Here is a 20,626-nt window from a genome sequence, read left to right on the forward strand (position 1 = left end):
CGGTGTACCGGCCGGAGGTGCCATACGGCCAGGCCCGGGACAGCCGCCCGCCCCGGCGACGAAGCGGCCCGCCCGCGCCGGCGACGAAGCGGCCCGCCCGCCCCGGCCGGAAGGGACCGGTCGGGGCGGGCGGGCCGTGTCACCGCGAGAACGCGCGGCTCAGCTCAGGGTGTCGGCCGCCAGGGGCGACGAGTCCCGGAGGAACGTCGAGCACCGCTCGTACTCCTCCTGCTCGCCGATCGACCGCGCGGCACGCGCCAGGGCGTTCAGGGCCCGCAGGAAGCCGCGGTTCGGCTCGTGCTCCCACGGCACCGGGCCGTGGCCCTTCCAGCCGCTGCGACGCAGGGCGTCCAGGCCCCGGTGGTACCCGGTCCTGGCGTACGCGTACGACTCGACGACCCGGCCGGCCTGGTACGCGTCGTCGGCGAGCTCGGCCCAGGCCAGGGAGGAGGACGGGTACTTCGCCGCGACGTCCGCCGGTGCGGCGCCGCTCGCGAGCAGCTCCCGCGGCTCCGGGTCGTCGGGCAGGTGGGTGGGGGGCGGTCCCCCCAGCAGGTTTTCGTGGATGACCATGCCACCAGTGTCACAGGCCCGGCACCGCGTGTGCGATGCCGGGCCGGTGCCGGACGAACGGTGTGGTGCCCCGCGGGGGCGTTACTTCAGCTTGGTGCCCGTCGAGCGCAGCGCGGCGCAGGCCTCGGTCACGCGCTTGGCCATGCCCGCCTCGGCCAGCTTGCCCCAGGTGCGCGGGTCGTAGGTCTTCTTGGAGCCGACCTCGCCGTCGACCTTCAGCACACCGTCGTAGTTCTTGAACATGTGGTCCGCGACGGGGCGGGTGAAGGCGTACTGGGTGTCGGTGTCGAGGTTCATCTTCACGACGCCGTTCTCCAGGGCGGTGCTGATCTCCTCGGCCGTGGAGCCGGAGCCGCCGTGGAAGACGAAGTCGAACGGGTCGGCCTTGCCGAAGCGCTCGGCGACGCCCTGCTGGAGGTCCTTGAGCAGCTCCGGGCGGAGCACGACGTTGCCCGGCTTGTACACGCCGTGGACGTTGCCGAAGGAGGCGGCCAGCAGGTAGCGGCCCTTCTCGCCCAGGCCGAGCGCCTCGGCCGTCCGGATGGCGTCGTCGACGGTGGTGTACAGCTCGTCGTTGATCTCGTGGGTGACGCCGTCCTCCTCGCCACCGGTCGGGGTGATCTCGACCTCGAGGATGATCCTGGCGGCTGCGGCCTTCGCCAGCAGCTCCTGGCCGATGGCCAGGTTGTCGGCGAGGGTCTCGGCCGAACCGTCCCACATGTGGGACTGGAACAGCGGGTTCTCGCCCTTGGCGACCCGCTCGGCGGAGATGTCGAGCAGCGGACGTACGTAGCCGTCCAGCTTGTCCTTGGGGCAGTGGTCGGTGTGCAGGGCGATGGTGACGTCGTACTTCGCGGCGACGATGTGCGCGAACTCGGCCAGGGCGACCGCGCCGGTCACCATGTCCTTGCTGTACTGGCCGCCCAGGAACTCCGCACCACCGGTCGAGATCTGGATGATGCCGTCGCTCTCCGCCTCGGCGAAGCCACGGAGGGCGGCGTGCAGAGTCTGCGACGAGGTGACGTTGATGGCCGGGTAGGCGAACTTGCCTGCCTTCGCCCGGTCGAGCATCTCGTTGTAGACCTCGGGGGTTGCGATGGGCATCTGTCCGCTCCTTGTGATCTGCGGTTGCGTAGCTGCTGATCCCTGACCTGGGGGCGACGTCATCGTCGCACCCATCTTTCCAGACTCCTCCGTGGGCTCCACCCCGCGTGCCACAAGGGGCGGACCGTTTCACGTGAAACGGTCCACCCCTCGATGAACCCGCAGGTCAGGCCCCTGCGGCTCAGCCCAGGCCGAGCTCGTCCAGGGCGTAGGCGTACAAGTAGGGCACTCCGGCCGCCTGGCTGATCCTCTCGCCCGCGCCGGTCGCCCGGTCGACGATGGTGGCCACGGCCACGACCTCGGCCCCGGCCTCCCGGGCCGCCTCGACGGCGGTGAGCGGCGAGCCGCCGGTGGTGGAGGTGTCCTCGACCACCAGGACGCGGCGCCCCTTGATGTCCGGGCCCTCGACGCGGCGCTGCATGCCGTGCGCCTTGGCGGCCTTGCGGACCACGAAGGCGTCGAGCCTCCGGCCGCGCGCCGCCGAGGCGTGCAGCATCGCGGTGGCGACCGGGTCGGCACCCAGGGTGAGGCCACCGACGGCGTCGAACTCCAGGTCGGCGGTCAGATCGAGCATGACCTGACCGACGAGCGGGGAGGCCGCGCCGTCCAGGGTGATCCGGCGCAGGTCGACGTAGTAGTCGGCCTCCAGACCCGAGGAGAGGGTCACCTTGCCGTGCACCACGGCCTTGTCCTTGATCTGCTGGAGCAGATCGGCTCGTACGTCAGTCATGCCCCTGAGCTTAAAGCCGCCCGTCAGAGCCCGCGCCAGGCGAGGGTCGCGGCGATCTCCAGCGGCTCGATGGGCGTGACCAGGCGGGGAGCGGTGTTGAGGCCGTTCGGCGGGCCCGACTGGGGCTCCACGCAGACCGCCTCCCGCTGCTCGTCGTACACCACGACCCAGGGGCTGCGGCTGGTCACCTTCAGCTCCAGCTGCCCGGGCCAGGTGAGCGTGACGTCCACCCCGTCCGGCATGCCGAAGCAATCGTCCCAGGGCCCGGGGGTGGGCTCGATCCTGCGGCCGGTGGGCAGGTGGTCCTCGCCCCGCTCCTCCTGCCACTCCGGGGCGAAGTCCAGCAGGACGTCGTCCCCGCCGAGGTTCCGGTTGAACCACGGGTGCCAGCCGGCCTGGGCCGGGAAGGAGTCCCCGTACGTCTCGACGCCGAGCTGGAGCGTGAGCGCGTCCTCGGTCAGCGAGAAAGTCTGGGTGACCCGGCCGGGGTAGGGCCAGGGCTCGGCGAGCTCGTAGGTGAACGCCGCCTCGGCCTTGTCGGCGACGGCGACGCGCCACGCGGTGTCCCGCCCGGTGCCGTGGATGGCGTGCGGCGGGGAGTTGAGCGGCATCTGGTGCTGGACCGACCCGTCGAGGAACCGGCCGTTCTCGATCCGCCCGCACCAGGGCACCATCGGGAAACAGCCGTACCTTTCGCCCTGCCGCAGCAGTTCGGTCCCGCCGATGCGCAGGCTCTCGATGCGGCATCCGTTGTCCGGACGCACCGTCAACTCGACATCTCCGGCGGCGAGCCGGACGCTCTGTTCGCTACTGGTCACGTCACCGACACTACTTGCGGCGCCGCAGCACGCGCCCGACCACCACGGCGGAGGCGAGTGCGAGTGCGGCGGCCGGGGCGAGCCACCGCAGCGTGGCGGTCGTCGACGCGCTCTGCGGGCCGGGCATGGGCGCGTACCGGCCGCGCGGCGGCGCGTGGTCGACCTCCTCGGCGCTGCGCCCGATCATGGTGCGCCGGGCGTGTGCCGCCTCGGCGCCCGGATCGACCAGCGCACCGTCCGGGATGTCGGGCACCTCGAACTCGGCGTCGGCCAGCGGGTCCAGCGCCGGCGGCGGTACGGGCGCGTCGAACACGGACCCGGCACTCTCGGCGCCCTGGTCCACCCCGTCGTCGTCGACGTCCTGGTCGTCGAGGTCCGTGGTGCCGAGGTCCCGCGCGGCGGCGTGCTCGGCTTCGGGGGCGGACGCCGCCGCTCCGGCGAGCGACTCGGCGAAACGGTCCAGCAGGCGGTGGGCCGCCGAGACCGCCGCGTCGTCCGGCAGCTCCGCCAGCCGGCCGTCGGCGCTCGTCGTCCCCGTGAAGCGCAGCGTCGTACCGCCGTCCACCGCGGACAGGTGCACCGTCAGGGCCAGCTTCGCCGCGCCGGCGCCCCGCACCTCCGTGCCCTCGCCCTCCACGGTGTAGGCACCGTGCTCCTGGGCGGTGACGCGCAGGGCGCCCCGGTAGGTGATCGAATGCCCGGCGGCCCGCACCTTCAGGCGGCCGGACAGCGGACCCGCCGACGCGTCCGCGTCCTGCTGGAACCCCGGTACGCACGGGGCGACCCGAGCGGGGTCCGCCAGCACCGCACGGAGGGTCTCGACGTCGACCGGAACGAACACCTCATGCTCCATGGGGACCGAGCCTACCCACGGCCGGGGCCCACGTCTCCCATGTGCGCGAGGCCAAAAGGGGTCACTCCCCGTACCTGGGGTGCACCAGCGTCGACGGCGGCAGGTCCGCCGGCGCGGGCGCGGGCGCGGGGCGCGCCCCGCCCGCACCGGCCGGGTCCGGCGGCACGTGGTCCCGCGCCGCGAGGAAGAAGCCCCAGTCGTACGGCACCGAACCCTCGTCCGTGGACCGGTCGGGGCCCGCGGCGAAGCCGGAGAGCCGGCCGGTCGCGCGGTAGGGCCGGGTCGCGAAGCCGGCCGACCGCAGGGTGGCGTCCACCGTCCAGTACGTGCGCGGCCGCGACACCATGGGCCCCGCGTGGACCGCGAGCCGCCCCCGGTCGGCGAGGACCCGCCCCGCCAGGCCGTAGAACTCCGCCGAGTACAGCTTGGTGCTGGCCGTGATACCGGGGTCCGGCAGGTCCGAGACCACCACGTCGTACGCCGCGCCCGCCTCCGCCGCCTCCCGCAGCCGGGCGAACGCGTCCCCGTACACCACCCGCACCCTCCGGTCGCCGTACGCGTACCCGTTCAGCCGGGCCAGGGCGTGGTCGTGCCGGGCGAGCCGGACCACGCCCGGGTCGAGCTCGACGACCGTCACGGACTTCACATCGCCGTGGCGCAGCACCTCCCGCACCGCCAGCCCGTCGCCCCCGCCGAGTACCAGCACGCGCGCGTGCGGCCCGCGCATGGCGGGGTGCACCAGCGCCCGGTGGTACCGCTGCTCGTCCCGCCCGCTCACCCGCAGGCGGCCGTCGAGGAACAGCTCAGGCGGCCGGCCGGGCCCGTCCGTCAGCACCACCTCCTGGACGTCCGTCTGCACGGCGACGCGCACCCGCTCCCCGTACACTGCCCGCCGCACCGACCGCTCGAAGTCGTCCGCCAGCACCGTCGCGGTCGCCAGCACCCCCAGCACCATCACGTTGCCGACCACCAGCAGCCACCGCGCCCGCGTGGACAGGTCGCGCCCGAACAGCCACAGCACCAGCGCCCCGCCGGCCACCGCGTTGACCGCCCCGGTGAGCAGCGCGCTCGTCAGCTGCCCCAGCCACGGCAGCAGCAGGAACGGGAACGCCAGGCCCCCGACGAGCGCCCCCACGTAGTCGGCGGCGAACAGGTCCGCGACCGTCCCGCCCGCGTCCTGCTCGGCCCGCCGCGAGATGCGCTGGATCAGCGTCATCAGCAGCGGCATCTCCGCGCCGATGAGCACCCCGATGGCCAGCGAGAACCCCACCAGCGCGTACCGCGACTCGCCGATCCACGCGAACGTGGCGTACAGCACGAGGGCCGAGCAGCCGCCCACCAGCGCCAGCGCGGCCTCCAGCAGCCCGAAGCCGACGGCCGCCCGGCAGCGCAACCGTTTCGCCAGCAGCGAGCCCACGCCCATCGCGAAGACCATGACGGACAGGACGACGGACGCCTGCTTGACGGAGTCCCCGATCAGGTAGGACGCGAGCGCGACCAGCTCCAGTTCGTACACCAGACCGCACGCGGCGCAGAGGAACACCGTGGCCAGCACGAGGAAGCGCCCCGCCCGCTGCCGCACGGGCGGCGCTGCCGGGCCGCCCTGTGCGGGCGGCACGGCGACGGAGACGTGCGGCGCTTCGATCACGCGTTAACGCTACGTCACGGATCGGTGACTTTTTGTCACCCACAAGGGTGCAACTACAAGGGTGCGTGCATACGGACGCCCACACTGGTCCTGGTGACCACGAGCTGGCCCTCTTGCGGGTACGCGTGCCATGTGCGCCACCGCACCTGGCCCTCGTGCCGCTGCGCGAGCATGGCCGTGAAGGCGTGCGGGGAGCCGGGGAACGTCCCGGCGAGGCCGTTGGGGTGGTCGGCGACGAGCGCCAGCAGTTCCTGGGCCCGGCCGGCGAACGACCCCTTCGACAGGGTCTCGACGCGGGCGGCGAACTCGTACTCCCAGGAGCCGATCCGCTTGGCCACGCCCAGCGGCAGCGGTGTGCTGCTGCCGGGCATACAGGCGACGGTCTCCGAACAGCTGCCCCGCTCCTCCTCCAGCAGGACCTGGTGGGAGGCTCCGAGGAGCCTCAGCTGGAGGGAGGCGCCGGACAGTTCGAGATCGAGCACGGCGAGGGCGGGCAGCGCCTCCCGACCCAGCGCCCAGGCCAGGTCGGCGGCGCGCGTGTCGGTGTAGGAGGTCTTGAGCGTCGTGAGCATGGGTCGGCTCCGCAAACAGGGTTTGACGGGTGGACCGGGGGCGTCCCGGAGACGTTCACGGGGACTGGGGGATCTCCGTCTCGAAATCCACACGCGAGGTCCGAGGGCTGGATGTTCTCGACAGCGAGAGAATCACGAATGGCCTATGACTCACAGCGTTTTTACCCAACTTGGCGTGGTTTCCATCCCCTGGGGGGCCTGCCGGTTCAACTGTTCAACAAGAACCGACCGCGTAGCCCCACAAAAAATGCCAACGGCAAGGTGCCCGGCGGCAGTTCACCGCCGGGCACCCTCCCGTGATCGCGGACCGGCTGCCCCGTGTCAGCTGCCTCCGCCACCACATCCACCGCCGCCCCCGCAGGACGACCCCCCGCCCCCGCAGGAGGAGCCGCCCCCGTCGCCGGCCCACCAACCGCCGGAGGCGGCGGAGCCCGAGCCCGTCCGGCGGTGGCCCTTCCCCCCACCCGCCGCGCCGACCGCGATGAGGAATCCCACCAGCACGATCATCCCGGCGGCGATCAGACCGATCTCCATGTACGTCACCATCCCCCGTGTCGTCCCCCGTGTCGTACGTGTGAGGGGGATGCCCCCACGCGCACCCCTCCCAATCCGAATTGAGGAAGTCCAGAGGTTCAGCCGCAGGACGATCCGCCCCCGCCACCGCACGAGGAACCGGTGCCACCTCCGCACGACGACCAGCCGGAGCACGACGACGCGGACGACGAGGACGACGACGAGTCCCCCGCCCACCAACTGCCGTGCCGCTTCCGGCCGGCGCGGCCCACCGCCGCCCGGTACACCCCCACCGCGACCGCGACGAACGCGAAGAAGAGGAACGCCTCGAAGACGCCTGCCTCGATCATGGCCCCCACCTGCCTTTGCTCCGGATGATGCTCCGTATGTGTGGCAGGGGGATCCCCCCGGTGATCACGCCCCGAAGCACACTTGAGGAACTCCAGAGCTTCGGCCCAGGATGGCCGCCATGAAACGACCGCCGCTCAACCGCCGCCTCGCCGAGTTCGGAACGACGATCTTCGCGGAGATGTCCGCCCTCGCCGTGTCCACCGGTTCGGTCAACCTGGGTCAGGGCTTTCCCGACACCGACGGCCCCGACCGGATCGCCGAGGCGGCCGTCCGGGCCATCCGGGACGGCAGGGGCAACCAGTACCCGCCCGGCGCCGGCGTCCCCGAGTTGCGCACCGCCGTCACCGACCACCAGCGGGAGCGCTACGGGCTGCGGTACGACCCCGACACCGAGGTCCTCGTCACGGCGGGCGCCACCGAGGGGATCGCCGCCGCCCTGCTCGGGCTCGTCGAGCCGGGCGACGAGGTGATCGCGCTGGAGCCGTACTACGACTCGTACGCCGCGTGCGTCGCCATGGCGGGCGGCACCCGCGTCCCGGTCACCCTGCGCCCGAGCGGCGGCCGGTTCGTGCTCGACCTGGACGAGCTGCGGGACGCCGTCAGCGACCGCACCCGCCTCATCCTGCTCAACACCCCGCACAACCCCACCGGCACCGTCCTCACCCGCGAGGAGCTGGCCGCCATCGCCGCGCTCGCCGTCGAACGCGACCTGCTCGTCGTCACCGACGAGGTGTACGAGCACCTCGTGTTCGACGACTCCGAGCACATCCCCATCGCCACGTTCCCCGGCATGCGCGAGCGCACGGTCACGCTCTCCAGCGCGGGGAAGACCTTCTCGTTCACGGGGTGGAAGGTCGGCTGGGCCACCGGCACGCCCGACCTGATCGCCGCGGTGCGGTCGGCGAAGCAGTACCTGACCTACGTCTCCGCCGGGCCGTTCCAGTACGCGGTCGCCGAGGCGCTGCGCCTGCCGGACACGTACTTCACCGGCCTGCGCGACGACCTGCGGGCCAAGCGGGACCTGCTCGCCGCCGGGCTGGCGGGGGCGGGCTTCGAGGTGTTCCGCCCGCAGGGCACCTACTTCGTCACCGCCGACATCCGCCCGCTGGGCGAGCACGACGGCATCGCGTTCTGCCGGGCGCTGCCCGGCCGCCGCGGTGTGGTGGCGATCCCGCACGCGGTCTTCTACGACCACCGCGAGCAGGGTCTGCCGTTCGTGCGGTTCGCGTTCTGCAAGCGGGCCGAGGTGCTCCAGGACGCGGTGCGGCGGCTGGCGGGCCTCCAGAAGGGCGCATAGCGGTTCCGGGGCGCCGTGTCACGGCGACACGCGCGCGTGCGGGGAGCCGGTGGAGGGGACCACCCGGGCGGGCCGCCAGCGGTCGCGCCGGGCCCGGACGGCGCCCAGGGTCGGGGTGACCGCTCACGCGCGCACGGAGGTGCACCCTGTCCGCCGAGACCTTCGACCACGTGACAGCCGCGGGAACCGCCCGTCCGGTGCCGGGGTGGCGCGCGGCGCTGTACCGCGCGGCACCGGCGCTGGGCCTGTTCGCCGCCGCCCGGCTCACCGGGATGCTGGTGATGGCGCTGTGGGCGTGGCACACCGGACGGTCGCCGCGCGCCCTGCTCGCCCTGTCCTGGGACTCGGACTGGTACCTGGGGATCGCCGCGTACGGCTACGGCACGACCCTGTACTGGCCCGACGGCGTCGTCCAGTCGGACCTGGCGTTCTTCCCGCTCTACCCGGCCCTCGTCCGGGTGGTGGCGGCCGTGCTGCCGGTGGCGGGCGGGACGGCGGGCCTGTTGGTGTCCTGGGCGGCGGCGGGGGCGGCTGCCTGGGGCGTCTTCCTGATCGGCGAGCGGCTGTACGGACGGGGCGTCGCGACCGCGCTGGTGCTGCTGTGGGGCCTGCTGCCGCACTCGATCGTGCTGTCCATGGCGTACACCGAACCCCTGTTGACGGCGTTCGCCGCCTGGTCGCTGTACGCGGTGCTCACCCGCCGCTGGCTGTGGGCGGGCGCGCTGGCGGCGCTGGCGGGGGCGGCGCGGCCGAACGGGATCGCGGTCGCGGCGGCGGTGGGCGCGGCGGCGGCCTTCGAGGCGTACCGCCTCTTCCGCGGCGAGCGCCGCACGGACTGGCGGTTGTGGGCCGGGGCGGCGGTGGCGCCGGCCGGCTGGGCGGGGTACGTGCTGTGGGTGGGCGTGCGCAAGGGCGATCCGCTGGGCGGGTACTTCGCCGTGCAGGCCGGCTGGACGTCCCGGTTCGACTTCGGGGTGGGCACCTTCGGTTTCGTCCGCCGGGTGCTGACCCGGCCGATGGACCTGGGCTTCACCGGCGCGTTGCTCATCACCGCGGCGGGGGTGGTGCTGTTCGCGCTGTTCGTGCTGGAACGGCCGCCGCTGCCGCTGCTGGTGTACACGGCGGTGCTGGTGGTGATCGCGGTGGGCGGCTCGGGTTTCTTCGAGTCCAAGCCGCGCTTCCTGCTGCCGGCGTTCCCGCTGCTGCTGCCGGTGGCGTGCGCGCTGCGCAGAGCCCGGCCGGAGGCGGCGGCCGTGGTGGTCGCCGCCCTGGCCGGGCTCTCGTACGGCTACGGGACGTACCTGCTGACGCTCGCCCCGATGGCGCTGTAGCGGCTCAGACCTCGTCGCCGGGCTTCTCGTCGCCCTCGGTCTCCAGGCCGAACTGCTCCACGAGCCACTTGTCGAACTCGATGGACGCGCGCACCCAGCTCACCGTCGACTGCACGAAGTGCTCCAGGCTGACGCCGGTGCCGATCAGCATCTGCGCCTCGCCGATGAGCCGCACGGTCGCGCCGCCCTGCTCGTCCTCGTGGAGGTGCGTGTAGACCTTCGGCCACAGGGTGCGGCGGTTCCAGTCGTCGATCGTCTCCAGGATCTGCGCGCGGTTCTCGACCGGGTGCGGGCGGTCGTAGAAGGTCCGCACGGAGAAGACCTGCTGCTCCGCCTCGCCGCGGAACATGAAGTACGTGCGGAATTCCTCCCACGGCGCCGCGAGGTCACCCTCGTCGTCGACGACGTACTTCAGCTCCATCTGCTCCAGGAGCTGCTTGACCAGGTCCTGGTCCGGGACGACGGGGCCCGCCGGTCCCTCGGCCTGCTGGGGCTCGGGCTGGCCACCGAAATTCGGAATCGAGCCGGGGTCGATGCTCACCGTGAAATTCCCTTCGAACGATTTCTGCCATCCTCTCCCATCCCCGGCCGTCGGTGGCAACCCCGGACACGGACGATCCGCTGCCGGCGGACGGACCGGCCGCCGGCAGCGGGGCGCCGCTACTGCGCCTGCCCCACGATCAGCCCGTCCTCGAAGCGGTCCACCCGGACGGTGTCGCCGTCCCGGACCTCGCCGGCCAGGATCTCCTTGGCGAGGCGGTCGCCGATGGCCGTCTGGACCAGGCGGCGCAGCGGCCGGGCGCCGTACGCCGGGTCGAAGCCCTCGACGGCGAGCCACTCCAGGGCGGCCGGCGTGACGTCCAGGGTGAGCCGGCGCTCGGCGAGACGCTTGGCCAGGCGCTCGATCTGGAGGCCCGCGATGTGGGCGAGCTGGTCCCGGTCGAGGGCCGAGAAGACCACGATGTCGTCGAGGCGGTTGAGGAACTCGGGCTTGAACGAGGCCCGGACCGCTTCCAGCACCTGCTCCCGCTTCTGCTCCTCCGGGGTCACCGGGTCCATCAGGAAGTGGCTGCCCAGGTTGGAGGTGAGGATGAGGATGGTGTTGCGGAAGTCGACCGTGCGGCCCTGACCGTCGGTCAGCCGGCCGTCGTCCAGCACCTGGAGCAGGATGTCGAAGACCTCCGGGTGGGCCTTCTCCACCTCGTCGAGCAGCACCACGCTGTACGGGCGGCGGCGCACGGCCTCGGTGAGCTGGCCGCCCTCCTCGTACCCGACGTAGCCGGGAGGGGCGCCGACGAGCCGCGCGACGCTGTGCTTCTCGCCGTACTCGCTCATGTCGATGCGGACCATGGCCCGCTCGTCGTCGAAGAGGAAGTCCGCGAGGGCCTTGGCCAGCTCGGTCTTGCCGACGCCGGTGGGGCCGAGGAACAGGAACGAGCCGGTGGGGCGGTCGGGGTCGGAGATGCCGGCGCGGGTACGGCGCACCGCGTCCGACACCGCCCGCACGGCCTCGACCTGGCCGATCAGGCGGCGGCCGATCTCGTCCTCCATGCGCAGCAGCTTCTGCGTCTCGCCCTCCAGCAGGCGCCCGGCGGGGATGCCGGTCCAGGAGCCGACGACGTCGGCGATGTCGTCGGCTCCGACCTCGTCCTTGACCATGGTGCTCTTCGCGTCGGTGGTCTTCGCGGCCTGCTCGGCCTCACTGGCCTCCTCCAGCTCCCGCTCCAGGGCCGGGATCTCGCCGTACAGCAGCTTGGAGGCGGTGTCGAAGTCGCCGTCGCGCTGGGCGCGCTCGGCCTGGCCACGCAGGTCGTCGAGCTGTTCCTTGAGCTCACCGACGCGGTTGAGGCCCTGCTTCTCCTTCTCCCAGCGGGCGGTCAGGCCCCGCAGCTCCTCCTCCTTGTCGGCGAGGTCGCGGCGCAGCTTCTCCAGGCGCTGCACGGAGGCGGGGTCGGACTCGTTCTTCAGCGCCAGCTCCTCCATGCGGAGGCGGTCGACGGCGCGCTGGAGCTCGTCGATCTCGACGGGCGAGGAGTCGATCTCCATCCGGAGCCGGGAGGCGGCCTCGTCGACGAGGTCGATGGCCTTGTCCGGCAGGAAGCGGGAGGTGATGTACCGGTCGGAGAGCGTGGCGGCGGCGACGAGCGCGGAGTCGGCGATCTGGACCTTGTGGTGCGCCTCGTAGCGGCCCTTGAGGCCGCGGAGGATCGCGATGGTGTCCTCGACGCTCGGCTCGGCGACCAGCACCTGCTGGAAGCGGCGCTCCAGGGCGGGGTCCTTCTCGACGCGCTCGCGGTACTCGTCGAGGGTCGTCGCGCCGACCATGCGCAGCTCGCCGCGGGCCAGCATGGGCTTGAGCATGTTGCCGGCGTCCATGGCGGAGTCGCCGCCGGCGCCCGCGCCGACGACCGTGTGCAGTTCGTCGATGAAGGTGATGATCTGGCCGTCGCTGTTCTTGATCTCGGACAGGACGGTCTTCAGCCGCTCCTCGAACTCGCCCCGGTACTTGGCGCCCGCGACCATGGCGCCGAGGTCGAGGGCGACCAGGCGCTTGTTCTTCAGGCTCTCGGGGACGTCACCCTTGACGATGCGCTGGGCGAGGCCCTCGACGACGGCGGTCTTGCCGACGCCGGGCTCGCCGATGAGCACCGGGTTGTTCTTGGTGCGGCGCGAGAGCACCTGCACCACGCGACGGATCTCCTGGTCCCGGCCGATGACCGGGTCGAGCTTGCCGTCACGGGCGGCGGCCGTGAAGTCCGTACCGAACTTCTCCAGCGCCTTGTACTGGCCCTCCGGGTCCGGTGTGGTCACGCGGCGCCCTCCCCTCGTCTTCTCGAACGCGTCCAGCAGCTTCCGCGCACCGGCGCCCTGCCGCTCCAGCACCTCTCCCGCCCGGCCGCCCTTGGCGGCGATGCCGATGAGCAGGTGCTCGGTCGACAGGTACTCGTCGCCCAGCTCCTCGGCGCGCCGCGAGGCGTCGGCGATGACGGCGAGCATCTCGCGGTTGGGCTGTGGCGGGGCGACGGTGGAGCCGGTGACGCTGGGCTGGGCGGCGAGCACCTGCTCGGCGCCGGAGCGCACCGCGGCCTGGTCGGCGTCGACGGCGGCGAGCAGGTCGACGATGTTCTCGTTGTCCCGGCCCGCGAGCAGCGCGAGCAGCAGGTGCGCGGGGGTCAGGTCCGGGTGTCCTTCGGACACGGCACGGCTGGTCGCGGCGTTCAGCGCATCCCGGCTCTTGTTGGTCAGCTCGGCGTCCACGGGCGGTGTCTCCTCCTCGGTACCACGGGGTCTGACGGCTTCAGACCGCTATGACTCGTCCAACGTACGTAAAGTTGAGTCTATTCCACTCAAGGTGGTTCGGGACACCGGCCGCCGGTAGGTTCGCGGACATGGCCATCGACCTCCGCGATCCCGGCGACTCGTATCTCGGCTTCTGGCGCGAGTACCACATGAGCACCTTGACCACGCCCCGCCCGGACGGAACGCCGCACGTCGTCGCGGTCGGCGTGACCTACGACCCCGAGGGCGGCGAGAAGGGCATCGCCCGGGTGATCACCAACAAGCACAGCCGCAAGGTCGCCAACGTGCTGGCCGCGGGCCCCGGGGGCGCGCGGGTGGCGGTGTGCCAGGTCGACAAGGGTCGCTGGGCCACCCTGGAGGGCGTCGCGACGATCCGCACGGAGCCGGAGGTCGTCGCGGACGCGGTGGAGCGGTACGCGGCCCGCTACGGACGTACGCCCGCGCCGAACCCGGACCGGGTGGTCATCGAGATCGCCCTGACCCGGGCGATGGGCCGCGCCTGAGCCCGGACCCCGGGGCGCCGGACCCGGCGGCGGACGTACGCGGACAGCACAGCGGCGCCACCGTGTTCAGGTCCACGATGGCGCCGCTGTGTGGGGGAAGCACCTGAGCGATCTACAACGACGGGGGAATCGCTCAGGCGCTGCGGGGGGTGGCGGTGGTGGTCTCCGGCTCGACCAGCTGGTGATCACGCTGGTCGAGGTTGACGAAAATCATGCCGTACCGGATGGCGCACCGGACGGGCTGCGGAGCTCCGCGGGGCCGCCGGAGGCATCGGTACGCTCGAATGTCCTCGTCTTCTCCGCGCGTGATGACGATCGGCTCCCCGAAGAGGGTGACCATCAACGAATCGCCACTGTGCGGCACAGCAGTGACGAGGTCGATGAAATGCCACCCGGACCGGTAAGCGGATGCCATCTCGCGCCGGAAGCGCGAGTCGTCGGGAACGTTCATGCGCCGGGAACGTGCCAGGCGGGGTCGGTGTCGGCCGGGCCCGACAGTGCGGGCGCGGCGTGCCAGCCCGGGTCCGGCGGCGTGGTCACAGCGGTCTTGGGAGCCGCATGCCAGGCCGGATCCTCGGCCACCCCCAGAACCCCTACCGCGCCGGCAGCGATGAACGCACTGGCAACCACTGCGCGTATGAGTCTCTTCGTCATCACCGAGCAACCTCACTTGAAGGCAACGTCTCTTTCCAACCCCCGCGGGTACGACGATTGCTCACTCTCCACGCTTCCACCACCTACGACAGGCATCATGTTCCTGAGATGCAGGAGCCTGGGGGTGTACAGATGAGCGCGAAATGGGACAAGCAGGGGCACCCCCATTCCCACACAGAGTTGTGCGAGGCGGGTTCCGAGCTCTACGCCAACGCCTTGCGCAGCGGACGAATACCCCGGTCAGAGGCGGATGAGGTGCCCTGCCTCCTCGACCTGGCCCTGCTCCACCCCGACCCGGACGACGCCCAGTGGCTGCGCCCCGTCCCGCCCTCCTCGGCGCTGGCCCAGCTGCTCCAGCCCATCGAGCGCGAGATCCTGGAGCGTAGACGTCTCACGGTCGAACTGTCCGACGCGTTCGAGCCATTCATGGCGATCAGCGCGCAGAACGCCCCCACCACGCACGCCATCACCGTGCTCGAGGGGCTCAACCGCATCAACGCCACGCTGGACCGCGTGATCTCCGGCTGCGAGAAGGAACTGCTCACCGTGCAGCCGGGCGGCGGACGCCCCGCCCAGGCCCTGAGCGAGGCGCTGCGCCGGGTGAAGCCCCTGCTCGGCCGGGGCGTGCGGATGCGCACGCTCTACCAGCACACCGCGCGGCACACCGAGTTGACGCTGACGTACCTCGACCACGTGGGCCCCGAGGTGCAGGTGCGCACCCTGGAGCAGATCATCGACCGGCTGATCATCGTCGACCGCGAGGTGGCCTTCGTCCCGGCGCGCAGCGACCGCCAGGTCGCCCTGGAGCTGCGCCACCCGGGTCTGGTCGCCTACCTGGCCGGGGTCTTCGACCAGTTCTGGCAACTGGCCGTACCCATCAACGAGCAGATCCCCTACGACCTGAAGTCGGACGGCATCAGCGGCGTCCAGCGCTCCATCGCCAAGCTCCTCGTCGAGGGCCACGTCGACGAGGCGATCGCCCGCCGCCTCGGCATGAACGTCCGGACCTGCCGCGCCCACATCGCCAAGCTCGCCGCCGTCCTCGGCAGCGGGAGCCGCGCGCAACTGGGGTACCTGATCGCCCGGTCCGGCATCCTGGAGCAGGACCACTGACCGCGCGCGACCACGCCCCGCCAGGCAAGATCGGCAAGACGCCCCCTACGGCCGGTCCTCCGGCTTCCAGGGCGTGACCTCCAGCGTCCCGGTGTTGCCGAGGTCCAGCGGCCCGCCGTCGGCCGGGGCCACCGTCTGGGCGGCCGAGCCGGGGCCGGGGGTCACCCGCAGATAGGTGCCGTTCGTCGCCACGACGTCGGTACGGGTCACCGTGTTGCGCCACACCACCGACGCGCGCGCCTGCCCGCCGGGTGCCAGGACGAACGTGGACGGCCTGGCGGAGCTGTCGACGCTCGACCCGCGCCGGACGGTGACGTCCAGCTTCTCGCGGCGCTCATCGAGCAGCTCCACGGCCGGGTACCCACTCACCTCGAACGGCTTCGTGCCGCAGTTGCGCAGGGTCAGTCCCAGCGCCCGCAGGCCCATCGCCGCCTCGGTCGTCCCCGTCCCGACCCGCACCCCGGAGGCCGGACAGTCCGGCTCGGCCGTCCGGGGCGGCTCGGGGGCCGTCCGGGGCGGCTCGGGGGCCGTCCGGGGCGGCGGGCCCGGCAGCGACGGCCCGGAGGGCGGCGGGGGCGTGGCCGGGCGCGCGGTGATCCGTTCCGGCAGGGGCGCGTCGCCCGTCTCGTCGTCGCAGCCCGCCCCGAGGGCGGCCAGCGCCACCAGGGCCGCGCCGGCGCTCAGCCGGCCGCTCAGGGTCCCCCGTTTCGTACGCACGCCCGGATCATCGCACGCGCGGCCGACCGCCAGAGCCCGACCGGAGAACCCGGCCGGAGCACTCCGACGGGAGATCCCCGGCCCGGAAGACCGGCACCGCCGCGGCGCCCGGAACGCCGGACGGCCCCTTCCGCCGCTGCGGAAGGGGCCGTCCCCGAAACGTCAGGTGTGCTCGCCGCGCCTGGGCGGCCGCCACACCACCAGGGCGCTCGCCTGCTGCACGTCCTGGTAGGGGACCAGGTCGCGGCGGTACGAGGCGTGCACCTGGGCCTCGCGCTGCCGCATCGCCGCCGCCGCGCCCTCGACCGCCGCCGACAGCTCCGCGACCCGGGACTGGAGGGCGGCGACCTGGTTCTCCAGCTCGATGATCCGCTTGATCCCCGCGAGGTTGATGCCCTCGTCCTGCGACAGCTGCTGCACCTGTCGCAGCAGTTCGATGTCACGTGCCGAGTAGCGCCGGCCCCGCCCGGCCGTACGGTCCGGCGAGACCAGGCCCAGCCGGTCGTACTGGCGCAGGGTCTGCGGGTGCAGTCCGCTGAGCTGGGCCGCCACCGAGATGACGTACACCGGTGTCTCGTCGGTCAGCTCGTACGGATTGCGACGGCGTCCGTCCATCTCAAGCCCCCTTCGCGGCCTGGAACAGCTCGGCCCGCGGGTCCTCACCCGCCATGGCCTCCCGGTACGTCTCAAGCGCCTCGCGCGCCTTGTCGCCCAGGTCCTTGGGCACGGCCACCTCGACGGTGACCAGCAGGTCCCCGCGCGTGCCGTCCTTGCGGACCGCCCCCTTGCCCCGGGCGCGCATGGTCCGGCCGTTGGGCGTACCGGCCGGGATCTTCAGCGTGACCGCGGGCCCGCCGAGAGTGGGCACCCTGATCTCGCCGCCGAGCGCCGCCTCGTCGAACGTGACGGGCACCGTGACGGTCAGGTTGTCGCCCTTGCGGCCGAAGACCGGGTGGGCGCCGACGTGCACCACCACGTACAGGTCGCCGGCCGGGCCGCCCCGCTCGCCGGGCGCCCCCTTGCCGCGCAGCCGGATGCGCTGCCCGTCGGAGACGCCCGCGGGGATGCGGACCTGCATGGTGCGGGACGACTTGGCGCGCCCGCTGCCGTGGCAGACGTCGCACGGGTCCTGGGCGATGAGCCCGCGGCCCTTGCAGTCCACGCACGGGTCGGTCAGCGAGAAGGAGCCGCTGCCGCCGCGCGAGACCTGGCCGGTGCCGACGCAGGTCGGGCAGACGCGCGGCGTGCCGTTCTTGTCGCCGGTGCCCGAACAGGCCTTGCAGGGCTGCTGGCTGGACATCCGCAGCGGGACCGTGGCCCCGTCCACCGCCTCGGTGAAGCTGAGCGTCACCTCGGACTCGATGTCCTGGCCGCGGCGCGGCTGGGTGCGTGTGCCGGCGCCGCCCCGGTTGAACAGGCCGCCGAACACGTCCCCGAGGCCACCGCCGAAGCCGCCGGCCCCGCCGGCTCCACCGGCACCGCCCTGGGCGCCGCCGAAGAGGTCGCCCAGGTCGAAGTTGAACGTTCCGCCGGCGCCGGCGCCCGGACCGGCGCGGAAGCCGCCGTTGCCGAACAGGGCGCGGGCGTCGTCGTACTCCTTGCGCTTCTTGGGGTCGCCGAGGATGTCGTTCGCCTCGGAGATCTCCTTGAAGCGCGCCTCCGCGCCCGCGTCACCCTTGTTGGCGTCCGGGTGGAACTCGCGGGCGAGCTTCCGGTACGCCTTCTTGATCTCGGCCTCGGTGGCGTCCTTGGGGACGCCGAGAACCTTGTAGTAGTCCTTCTCCACGAAGTCCTTCGTGCTCATCGACGTCCCTCCTTCCGATCACCGGTCAACGCGTCAGCCCTCCTCGGGGCCACCGCTCTCCTCGTCGGCCGCCTTCGGCTCCTCCTTGGGCGCCTGGGCCGCCGGGGCGGCGCCGGGCTGGGGCTCGGCCACCGCGACACGGGCGGGCCTGATGGTCCGCTCGCCGATGCGGTACCCCGGCTGCAGGATCGCGACACAGGTCGTCTCGGTGACGTCCGGTGCGTACGAGTGCATCAGCGCCTCGTGGATCGTCGGGTCGAAGGGCTCGCCCTCCTTGCCGAACTGCTGCAGGCCCATCTTGGCGGCGACCGTCTCCAGCGATTCGGCCACCGACTTGAAGCCGCCCACCAGCTCGCCGTGTTCACGGGCGCGGCCGATGTCGTCGAGCACCGGCAGGAGCTCGGTCAGGAGGTTCGCCACGGCGATCTCCTTGACCGTGACCCGGTCGCGCTCGACCCGGCGGCGGTAGTTCTGGTACTCGGCCTGGAGCCGCTGGAGGTCCGCGGTGCGCTCGCCGAGCGCGGTGCGGGCCTGGTCCAGCTGGGCCGTCAGGCCGGCGACGGTTGCGGTCGCGTCCCCTGCCGGGGCCGCCGGGCCCTCCTCCGCGGCGTTCGCGGAAGGAGTGGCGCCGGCGGGCTCGGCGGCGTCGTCAGGCGCGGCGCCGGAGGGGACGTCGGGCTTCTCCTCGAAGCCCGGGGTCTCCTCCGTCATGCGGCCCCCTTCGGCTTCTCGTCGTCGACGATCTCGGCGTCGACGACGTCGTCGTCAGCGGCGGCGCCCTGGGCGGCACCCGGGGCCTCACCGGCACCGGCGGCGCCACCCGCGGCCTGGGCGTCCGCGTACATGGCCTGCCCGAGCTTCTGGGAGACCGCCGCGACCTTCTCGGTGGCGGTGCGGATCTCCGCGGTGTCCTCGCCCTTCAGCTTCTCCTTGAGCTCGGCCACCGCCGTCTCGACCTCGGTCTTGACGTCGCCCGGGACCTTGTCCTCGTTGTCCTTGAGGAACTTCTCCGTCTGGTAGACGAGCTGCTCGCCCTGGTTGCGGGTCTCGGCGGCCTCGCGGCGCTTGTGGTCCTCCTCCGCGTACCGCTCGGCCTCCTCACGCATCCGGTCGACCTCGTCCTTCGGCAGCGAGGAGCCGCCGGTGACGGTCATCTTCTGCTCCTTGCCCGTGCCCAGGTCCTTCGCGGTCACGTGCATGATGCCGTTGGCGTCGATGTCGAAGGAGACCTCGATCTGCGGGACGCCGCGCGGGGCCGGCGGGAGGCCGGTCAGCTCGAACATGCCGAGCTTCTTGTTGTACGCCGCGATCTCGCGCTCGCCCTGGTACACCTGGATCTGCACCGACGGCTGGTTGTCCTCGGCCGTCGTGAAGATCTCGGAGCGCTTGGTCGGGATCGTGGTGTTGCGCTCGATCAGCTTGGTCATGATGCCGCCCTTGGTCTCGATGCCGAGGGACAGCGGGGTCACGTCGAGGAGCAGGACGTCCTTGACCTCACCCTTGAGGACACCGGCCTGGAGCGAGGCGCCGATGGCGACGACCTCGTCCGGGTTCACACCCTTGTTGGCCTCCTTGCCGCCGGTCAGCTCCTTGACGAGCTCGGCGACGGCCGGCATGCGGGTGGAGCCACCGACGAGGACCACGTGGTCGATCTCGGAGAGGGCGATGCCCGCGTCCTTGATGACGTTGTGGAACGGCGTCTTGCAGCGCTCCAGCAGGTCCGCGGTCAGCTGCTGGAACTGGGCGCGCGTGAGCTTCTCGTCCAGGTGCAGCGGGCCCTCGGCGGACGCCGTGATGTAGGGCAGGTTGATCGAGGTCTCGGTGGACGAGGACAGCTCGATCTTGGCCTTCTCGGCGGCCTCGCGGAGGCGCTGGAGGGCCATCTTGTCCTTGGACAGGTCCACGCCGTGACCGGAGTGGAACTGCTTCACCAGGTAGTCGACGACGCGCTGGTCCCAGTCGTCACCACCGAGGTGGTTGTCACCGTTGGTGGCCTTCACCTCGACGACGCCGTCGCCGATCTCCAGCAGCGAGACGTCGAAGGTGCCGCCACCGAGGTCGAAGACCAGGATGGTCTGGTCGTCCTTGTCGAGGCCGTACGCGAGGGCGGCGGCCGTCGGCTCGTTGACGATGCGCAGGACGTTGAGGCCCGCGATCTCACCGGCCTCCTTGGTCGCCTGACGCTCGGAGTCGTTGAAGTACGCCGGGACGGTGATCACCGCGTCGGTGACCTTCTCGCCCAGGTAGGCCTCGGCGTCACGCTTCAGCTTCTGCAGGATGAAGGCGCTGATCTGCTGCGGGTTGAAGTTCTTCCCGTCGAGCTCGATCTTCCAGTCCGTGCCCATGTGGCGCTTGACGGACCGGATGGTCCTGTCGACGTTCGTGACCGCCTGACGCTTGGCCACCTCGCCGACGAGCACCTCGCCGTTCTTGGCGAAGGCGACGACGGACGGCGTGGTCCTGGCGCCCTCGGCGTTGGTGATGACGGTGGGCTCGCCGCCTTCCAGAACGCTGACGACGGAGTTAGTCGTGCCCAGGTCGATGCCGACCGCACGTGCCATTTTCGATTCCTCCAACTGACTTGAGTGGAACAGGCTCAAGGATGCACGACCCGAGGAGCAGAGTCAACAGAGTTGAGCCGACCGCACTCAACTTCACTGGACGAACCCATGGCAGAGCGACCGCCCGGGCGACTCACCAGCGACCGCACGAGCGACCTCCGAGCGACCGCACGACCCGCCGCAT

General features: G+C 72.0%; 21 protein-coding genes. 4 read left to right on the forward strand and 17 right to left on the reverse strand.

Annotated features, from left to right (window positions below):
* Positions 1 to 159 precede the first annotated feature (159 nt).
* The 9 genes from AC07DW_RS04470 to AC07DW_RS04510 form a co-directional block, all read right to left on the reverse strand.
* A complete protein-coding gene (locus AC07DW_RS04470) occupies positions 160 to 573 on the reverse strand; it encodes a DUF3151 domain-containing protein (RefSeq protein WP_478856122.1) in 414 nt (137 codons plus the stop codon).
* A gap of 81 nt (positions 574 to 654) precedes the next feature.
* Complete coding sequence (gene fbaA, locus AC07DW_RS04475) at positions 655 to 1,752, reverse strand: class II fructose-bisphosphate aldolase (RefSeq protein ID WP_478856123.1); 1,098 nt, start codon at positions 1,750 to 1,752, stop codon at positions 655 to 657.
* Between the two features lie 106 nt (positions 1,753 to 1,858).
* A complete protein-coding gene (gene pyrE / locus AC07DW_RS04480) occupies positions 1,859 to 2,407 on the reverse strand; it encodes an orotate phosphoribosyltransferase (RefSeq protein WP_478856124.1) in 549 nt (182 codons plus the stop codon).
* A gap of 23 nt (positions 2,408 to 2,430) precedes the next feature.
* Positions 2,431 to 3,225 carry an aldose epimerase family protein gene (locus AC07DW_RS04485; protein WP_478856125.1) on the reverse strand — a complete coding sequence of 265 codons (795 nt, stop codon included), beginning with the start codon at positions 3,223 to 3,225 and terminating at the stop codon, positions 2,431 to 2,433.
* Between the two features lie 10 nt (positions 3,226 to 3,235).
* Entirely contained in the window at positions 3,236 to 4,078 is an 843-nt protein-coding gene (locus tag AC07DW_RS04490; protein WP_478856126.1) for an SRPBCC domain-containing protein, read from the reverse strand.
* Positions 4,079 to 4,139: 61 nt separating this feature from the next.
* Complete coding sequence (locus AC07DW_RS04495; protein WP_478856127.1) at positions 4,140 to 5,726, reverse strand: polyamine aminopropyltransferase; 1,587 nt, start codon at positions 5,724 to 5,726, stop codon at positions 4,140 to 4,142.
* 53 nt (positions 5,727 to 5,779) lie between these two features.
* A complete protein-coding gene (locus tag AC07DW_RS04500) occupies positions 5,780 to 6,298 on the reverse strand; it encodes a DUF2617 family protein (RefSeq protein ID WP_478856128.1) in 519 nt (172 codons plus the stop codon).
* Between the two features lie 321 nt (positions 6,299 to 6,619).
* Entirely contained in the window at positions 6,620 to 6,832 is a 213-nt protein-coding gene (locus AC07DW_RS04505; RefSeq protein ID WP_478856129.1) for a hypothetical protein, read from the reverse strand.
* 98 nt (positions 6,833 to 6,930) lie between these two features.
* Positions 6,931 to 7,161, reverse strand: coding sequence for a hypothetical protein (locus tag AC07DW_RS04510; RefSeq protein ID WP_478856130.1), 231 nt, complete (start codon positions 7,159 to 7,161; stop codon positions 6,931 to 6,933).
* 110 nt (positions 7,162 to 7,271) lie between these two features.
* Between AC07DW_RS04510 and AC07DW_RS04515 the strand changes: the two genes are divergently transcribed.
* Positions 7,272 to 8,459: a pyridoxal phosphate-dependent aminotransferase gene (locus AC07DW_RS04515; RefSeq protein WP_478856131.1), complete on the forward strand. Its 1,188-nt coding sequence runs from the start codon at positions 7,272 to 7,274 to the stop codon at positions 8,457 to 8,459.
* A gap of 170 nt (positions 8,460 to 8,629) precedes the next feature.
* Positions 8,630 to 9,790, forward strand: a complete 1,161-nt coding sequence (locus AC07DW_RS04520; RefSeq protein ID WP_478856132.1) for a hypothetical protein — start codon at positions 8,630 to 8,632, stop codon at positions 9,788 to 9,790.
* A 4-nt stretch (positions 9,791 to 9,794) separates the two neighbouring features.
* Here the strand turns inward: AC07DW_RS04520 and AC07DW_RS04525 are convergent, their stop codons facing one another.
* Positions 9,795 to 10,331, reverse strand: coding sequence for a type III secretion system chaperone family protein (locus AC07DW_RS04525; RefSeq protein WP_189549909.1), 537 nt, complete (start codon positions 10,329 to 10,331; stop codon positions 9,795 to 9,797).
* A 119-nt stretch (positions 10,332 to 10,450) separates the two neighbouring features.
* Entirely contained in the window at positions 10,451 to 13,048 is a 2,598-nt protein-coding gene (clpB, locus tag AC07DW_RS04530) for an ATP-dependent chaperone ClpB (RefSeq protein ID WP_478856133.1), read from the reverse strand.
* 131 nt (positions 13,049 to 13,179) lie between these two features.
* Between clpB and AC07DW_RS04535 the strand changes: the two genes are divergently transcribed.
* Complete coding sequence (locus AC07DW_RS04535) at positions 13,180 to 13,593, forward strand: pyridoxamine 5'-phosphate oxidase family protein (protein WP_478856134.1); 414 nt, start codon at positions 13,180 to 13,182, stop codon at positions 13,591 to 13,593.
* Positions 13,594 to 13,726: 133 nt separating this feature from the next.
* Here AC07DW_RS04535 and AC07DW_RS04540 read toward each other — a convergent pair whose 3' ends face one another.
* Positions 13,727 to 14,044 (reverse strand): Rieske (2Fe-2S) protein, encoded by a 318-nt coding sequence (locus tag AC07DW_RS04540; protein ID WP_064067217.1) that lies wholly within the window; start codon positions 14,042 to 14,044, stop codon positions 13,727 to 13,729.
* A gap of 335 nt (positions 14,045 to 14,379) precedes the next feature.
* Here AC07DW_RS04540 and AC07DW_RS04545 point away from each other — a divergent pair, with 335 nt between their 5' ends.
* Complete coding sequence (locus AC07DW_RS04545) at positions 14,380 to 15,360, forward strand: helix-turn-helix transcriptional regulator (protein ID WP_478856135.1); 981 nt, start codon at positions 14,380 to 14,382, stop codon at positions 15,358 to 15,360.
* Positions 15,361 to 15,405: 45 nt separating this feature from the next.
* Here the strand turns inward: AC07DW_RS04545 and AC07DW_RS04550 are convergent, their stop codons facing one another.
* The 5 genes from AC07DW_RS04550 to dnaK form a co-directional block, all read right to left on the reverse strand.
* A complete protein-coding gene (locus tag AC07DW_RS04550) occupies positions 15,406 to 16,077 on the reverse strand; it encodes a DUF4232 domain-containing protein (protein WP_478856136.1) in 672 nt (223 codons plus the stop codon).
* 162 nt (positions 16,078 to 16,239) lie between these two features.
* Positions 16,240 to 16,692 carry a heat shock protein transcriptional repressor HspR gene (locus tag AC07DW_RS04555; RefSeq protein ID WP_064067215.1) on the reverse strand — a complete coding sequence of 151 codons (453 nt, stop codon included), beginning with the start codon at positions 16,690 to 16,692 and terminating at the stop codon, positions 16,240 to 16,242.
* Position 16,693: 1 nt separating this feature from the next.
* The gene (gene dnaJ, locus AC07DW_RS04560; protein ID WP_478856137.1) at positions 16,694 to 17,881 is read right to left on the reverse strand and encodes a molecular chaperone DnaJ; all 1,188 of its coding nucleotides are present in this window, start codon (positions 17,879 to 17,881) and stop codon (positions 16,694 to 16,696) included.
* A gap of 33 nt (positions 17,882 to 17,914) precedes the next feature.
* The gene (gene grpE / locus AC07DW_RS04565) at positions 17,915 to 18,592 is read right to left on the reverse strand and encodes a nucleotide exchange factor GrpE (RefSeq protein WP_478856138.1); all 678 of its coding nucleotides are present in this window, start codon (positions 18,590 to 18,592) and stop codon (positions 17,915 to 17,917) included.
* A complete protein-coding gene (dnaK, locus tag AC07DW_RS04570) occupies positions 18,589 to 20,442 on the reverse strand; it encodes a molecular chaperone DnaK (RefSeq protein ID WP_478856139.1) in 1,854 nt (617 codons plus the stop codon). The genes grpE and dnaK overlap by 4 nt, the downstream gene beginning before the upstream one ends.
* Positions 20,443 to 20,626 lie beyond the last annotated feature (184 nt).

Source organism: Streptomyces sp. NPDC045701 (genome assembly GCF_056432045.1).

What these genes read in the sequence shown, in the direction of transcription:
- AC07DW_RS04470 (WP_478856122.1), bottom strand. Translation starts at nt 573, where the DNA reads ATGGTCATCCACGAAAACCTGCTGGGGGGACCGCCCCCCACCCACCTG.
- fbaA (WP_478856123.1), bottom strand. Translation starts at nt 1,752, where the DNA reads ATGGGTGCGACGATGACGTCGCCCCCAGGTCAGGGATCAGCAGCTACG.
- pyrE (WP_478856124.1), bottom strand. Translation starts at nt 2,407, where the DNA reads ATGACTGACGTACGAGCCGATCTGCTCCAGCAGATCAAGGACAAGGCC.
- AC07DW_RS04490 (WP_478856126.1), bottom strand. Translation starts at nt 4,078, where the DNA reads ATGGAGCATGAGGTGTTCGTTCCGGTCGACGTCGAGACCCTCCGTGCG.
- AC07DW_RS04500 (WP_478856128.1), bottom strand. Translation starts at nt 6,298, where the DNA reads ATGCTCACGACGCTCAAGACCTCCTACACCGACACGCGCGCCGCCGAC.
- AC07DW_RS04505 (WP_478856129.1), bottom strand. Translation starts at nt 6,832, where the DNA reads ATGGAGATCGGTCTGATCGCCGCCGGGATGATCGTGCTGGTGGGATTC.
- AC07DW_RS04510 (WP_478856130.1), bottom strand. Translation starts at nt 7,161, where the DNA reads ATGATCGAGGCAGGCGTCTTCGAGGCGTTCCTCTTCTTCGCGTTCGTC.
- AC07DW_RS04515 (WP_478856131.1), top strand. Translation starts at nt 7,272, where the DNA reads ATGGCCGCCATGAAACGACCGCCGCTCAACCGCCGCCTCGCCGAGTTC.
- AC07DW_RS04535 (WP_478856134.1), top strand. Translation starts at nt 13,180, where the DNA reads ATGGCCATCGACCTCCGCGATCCCGGCGACTCGTATCTCGGCTTCTGG.
- AC07DW_RS04540 (WP_064067217.1), bottom strand. Translation starts at nt 14,044, where the DNA reads ATGAACGTTCCCGACGACTCGCGCTTCCGGCGCGAGATGGCATCCGCT.
- AC07DW_RS04545 (WP_478856135.1), top strand. Translation starts at nt 14,380, where the DNA reads ATGAGCGCGAAATGGGACAAGCAGGGGCACCCCCATTCCCACACAGAG.
- AC07DW_RS04555 (WP_064067215.1), bottom strand. Translation starts at nt 16,692, where the DNA reads ATGGACGGACGCCGTCGCAATCCGTACGAGCTGACCGACGAGACACCG.
- dnaJ (WP_478856137.1), bottom strand. Translation starts at nt 17,881, where the DNA reads ATGAGCACGAAGGACTTCGTGGAGAAGGACTACTACAAGGTTCTCGGC.
- grpE (WP_478856138.1), bottom strand. Translation starts at nt 18,592, where the DNA reads ATGACGGAGGAGACCCCGGGCTTCGAGGAGAAGCCCGACGTCCCCTCC.
- dnaK (WP_478856139.1), bottom strand. Translation starts at nt 20,442, where the DNA reads ATGGCACGTGCGGTCGGCATCGACCTGGGCACGACTAACTCCGTCGTC.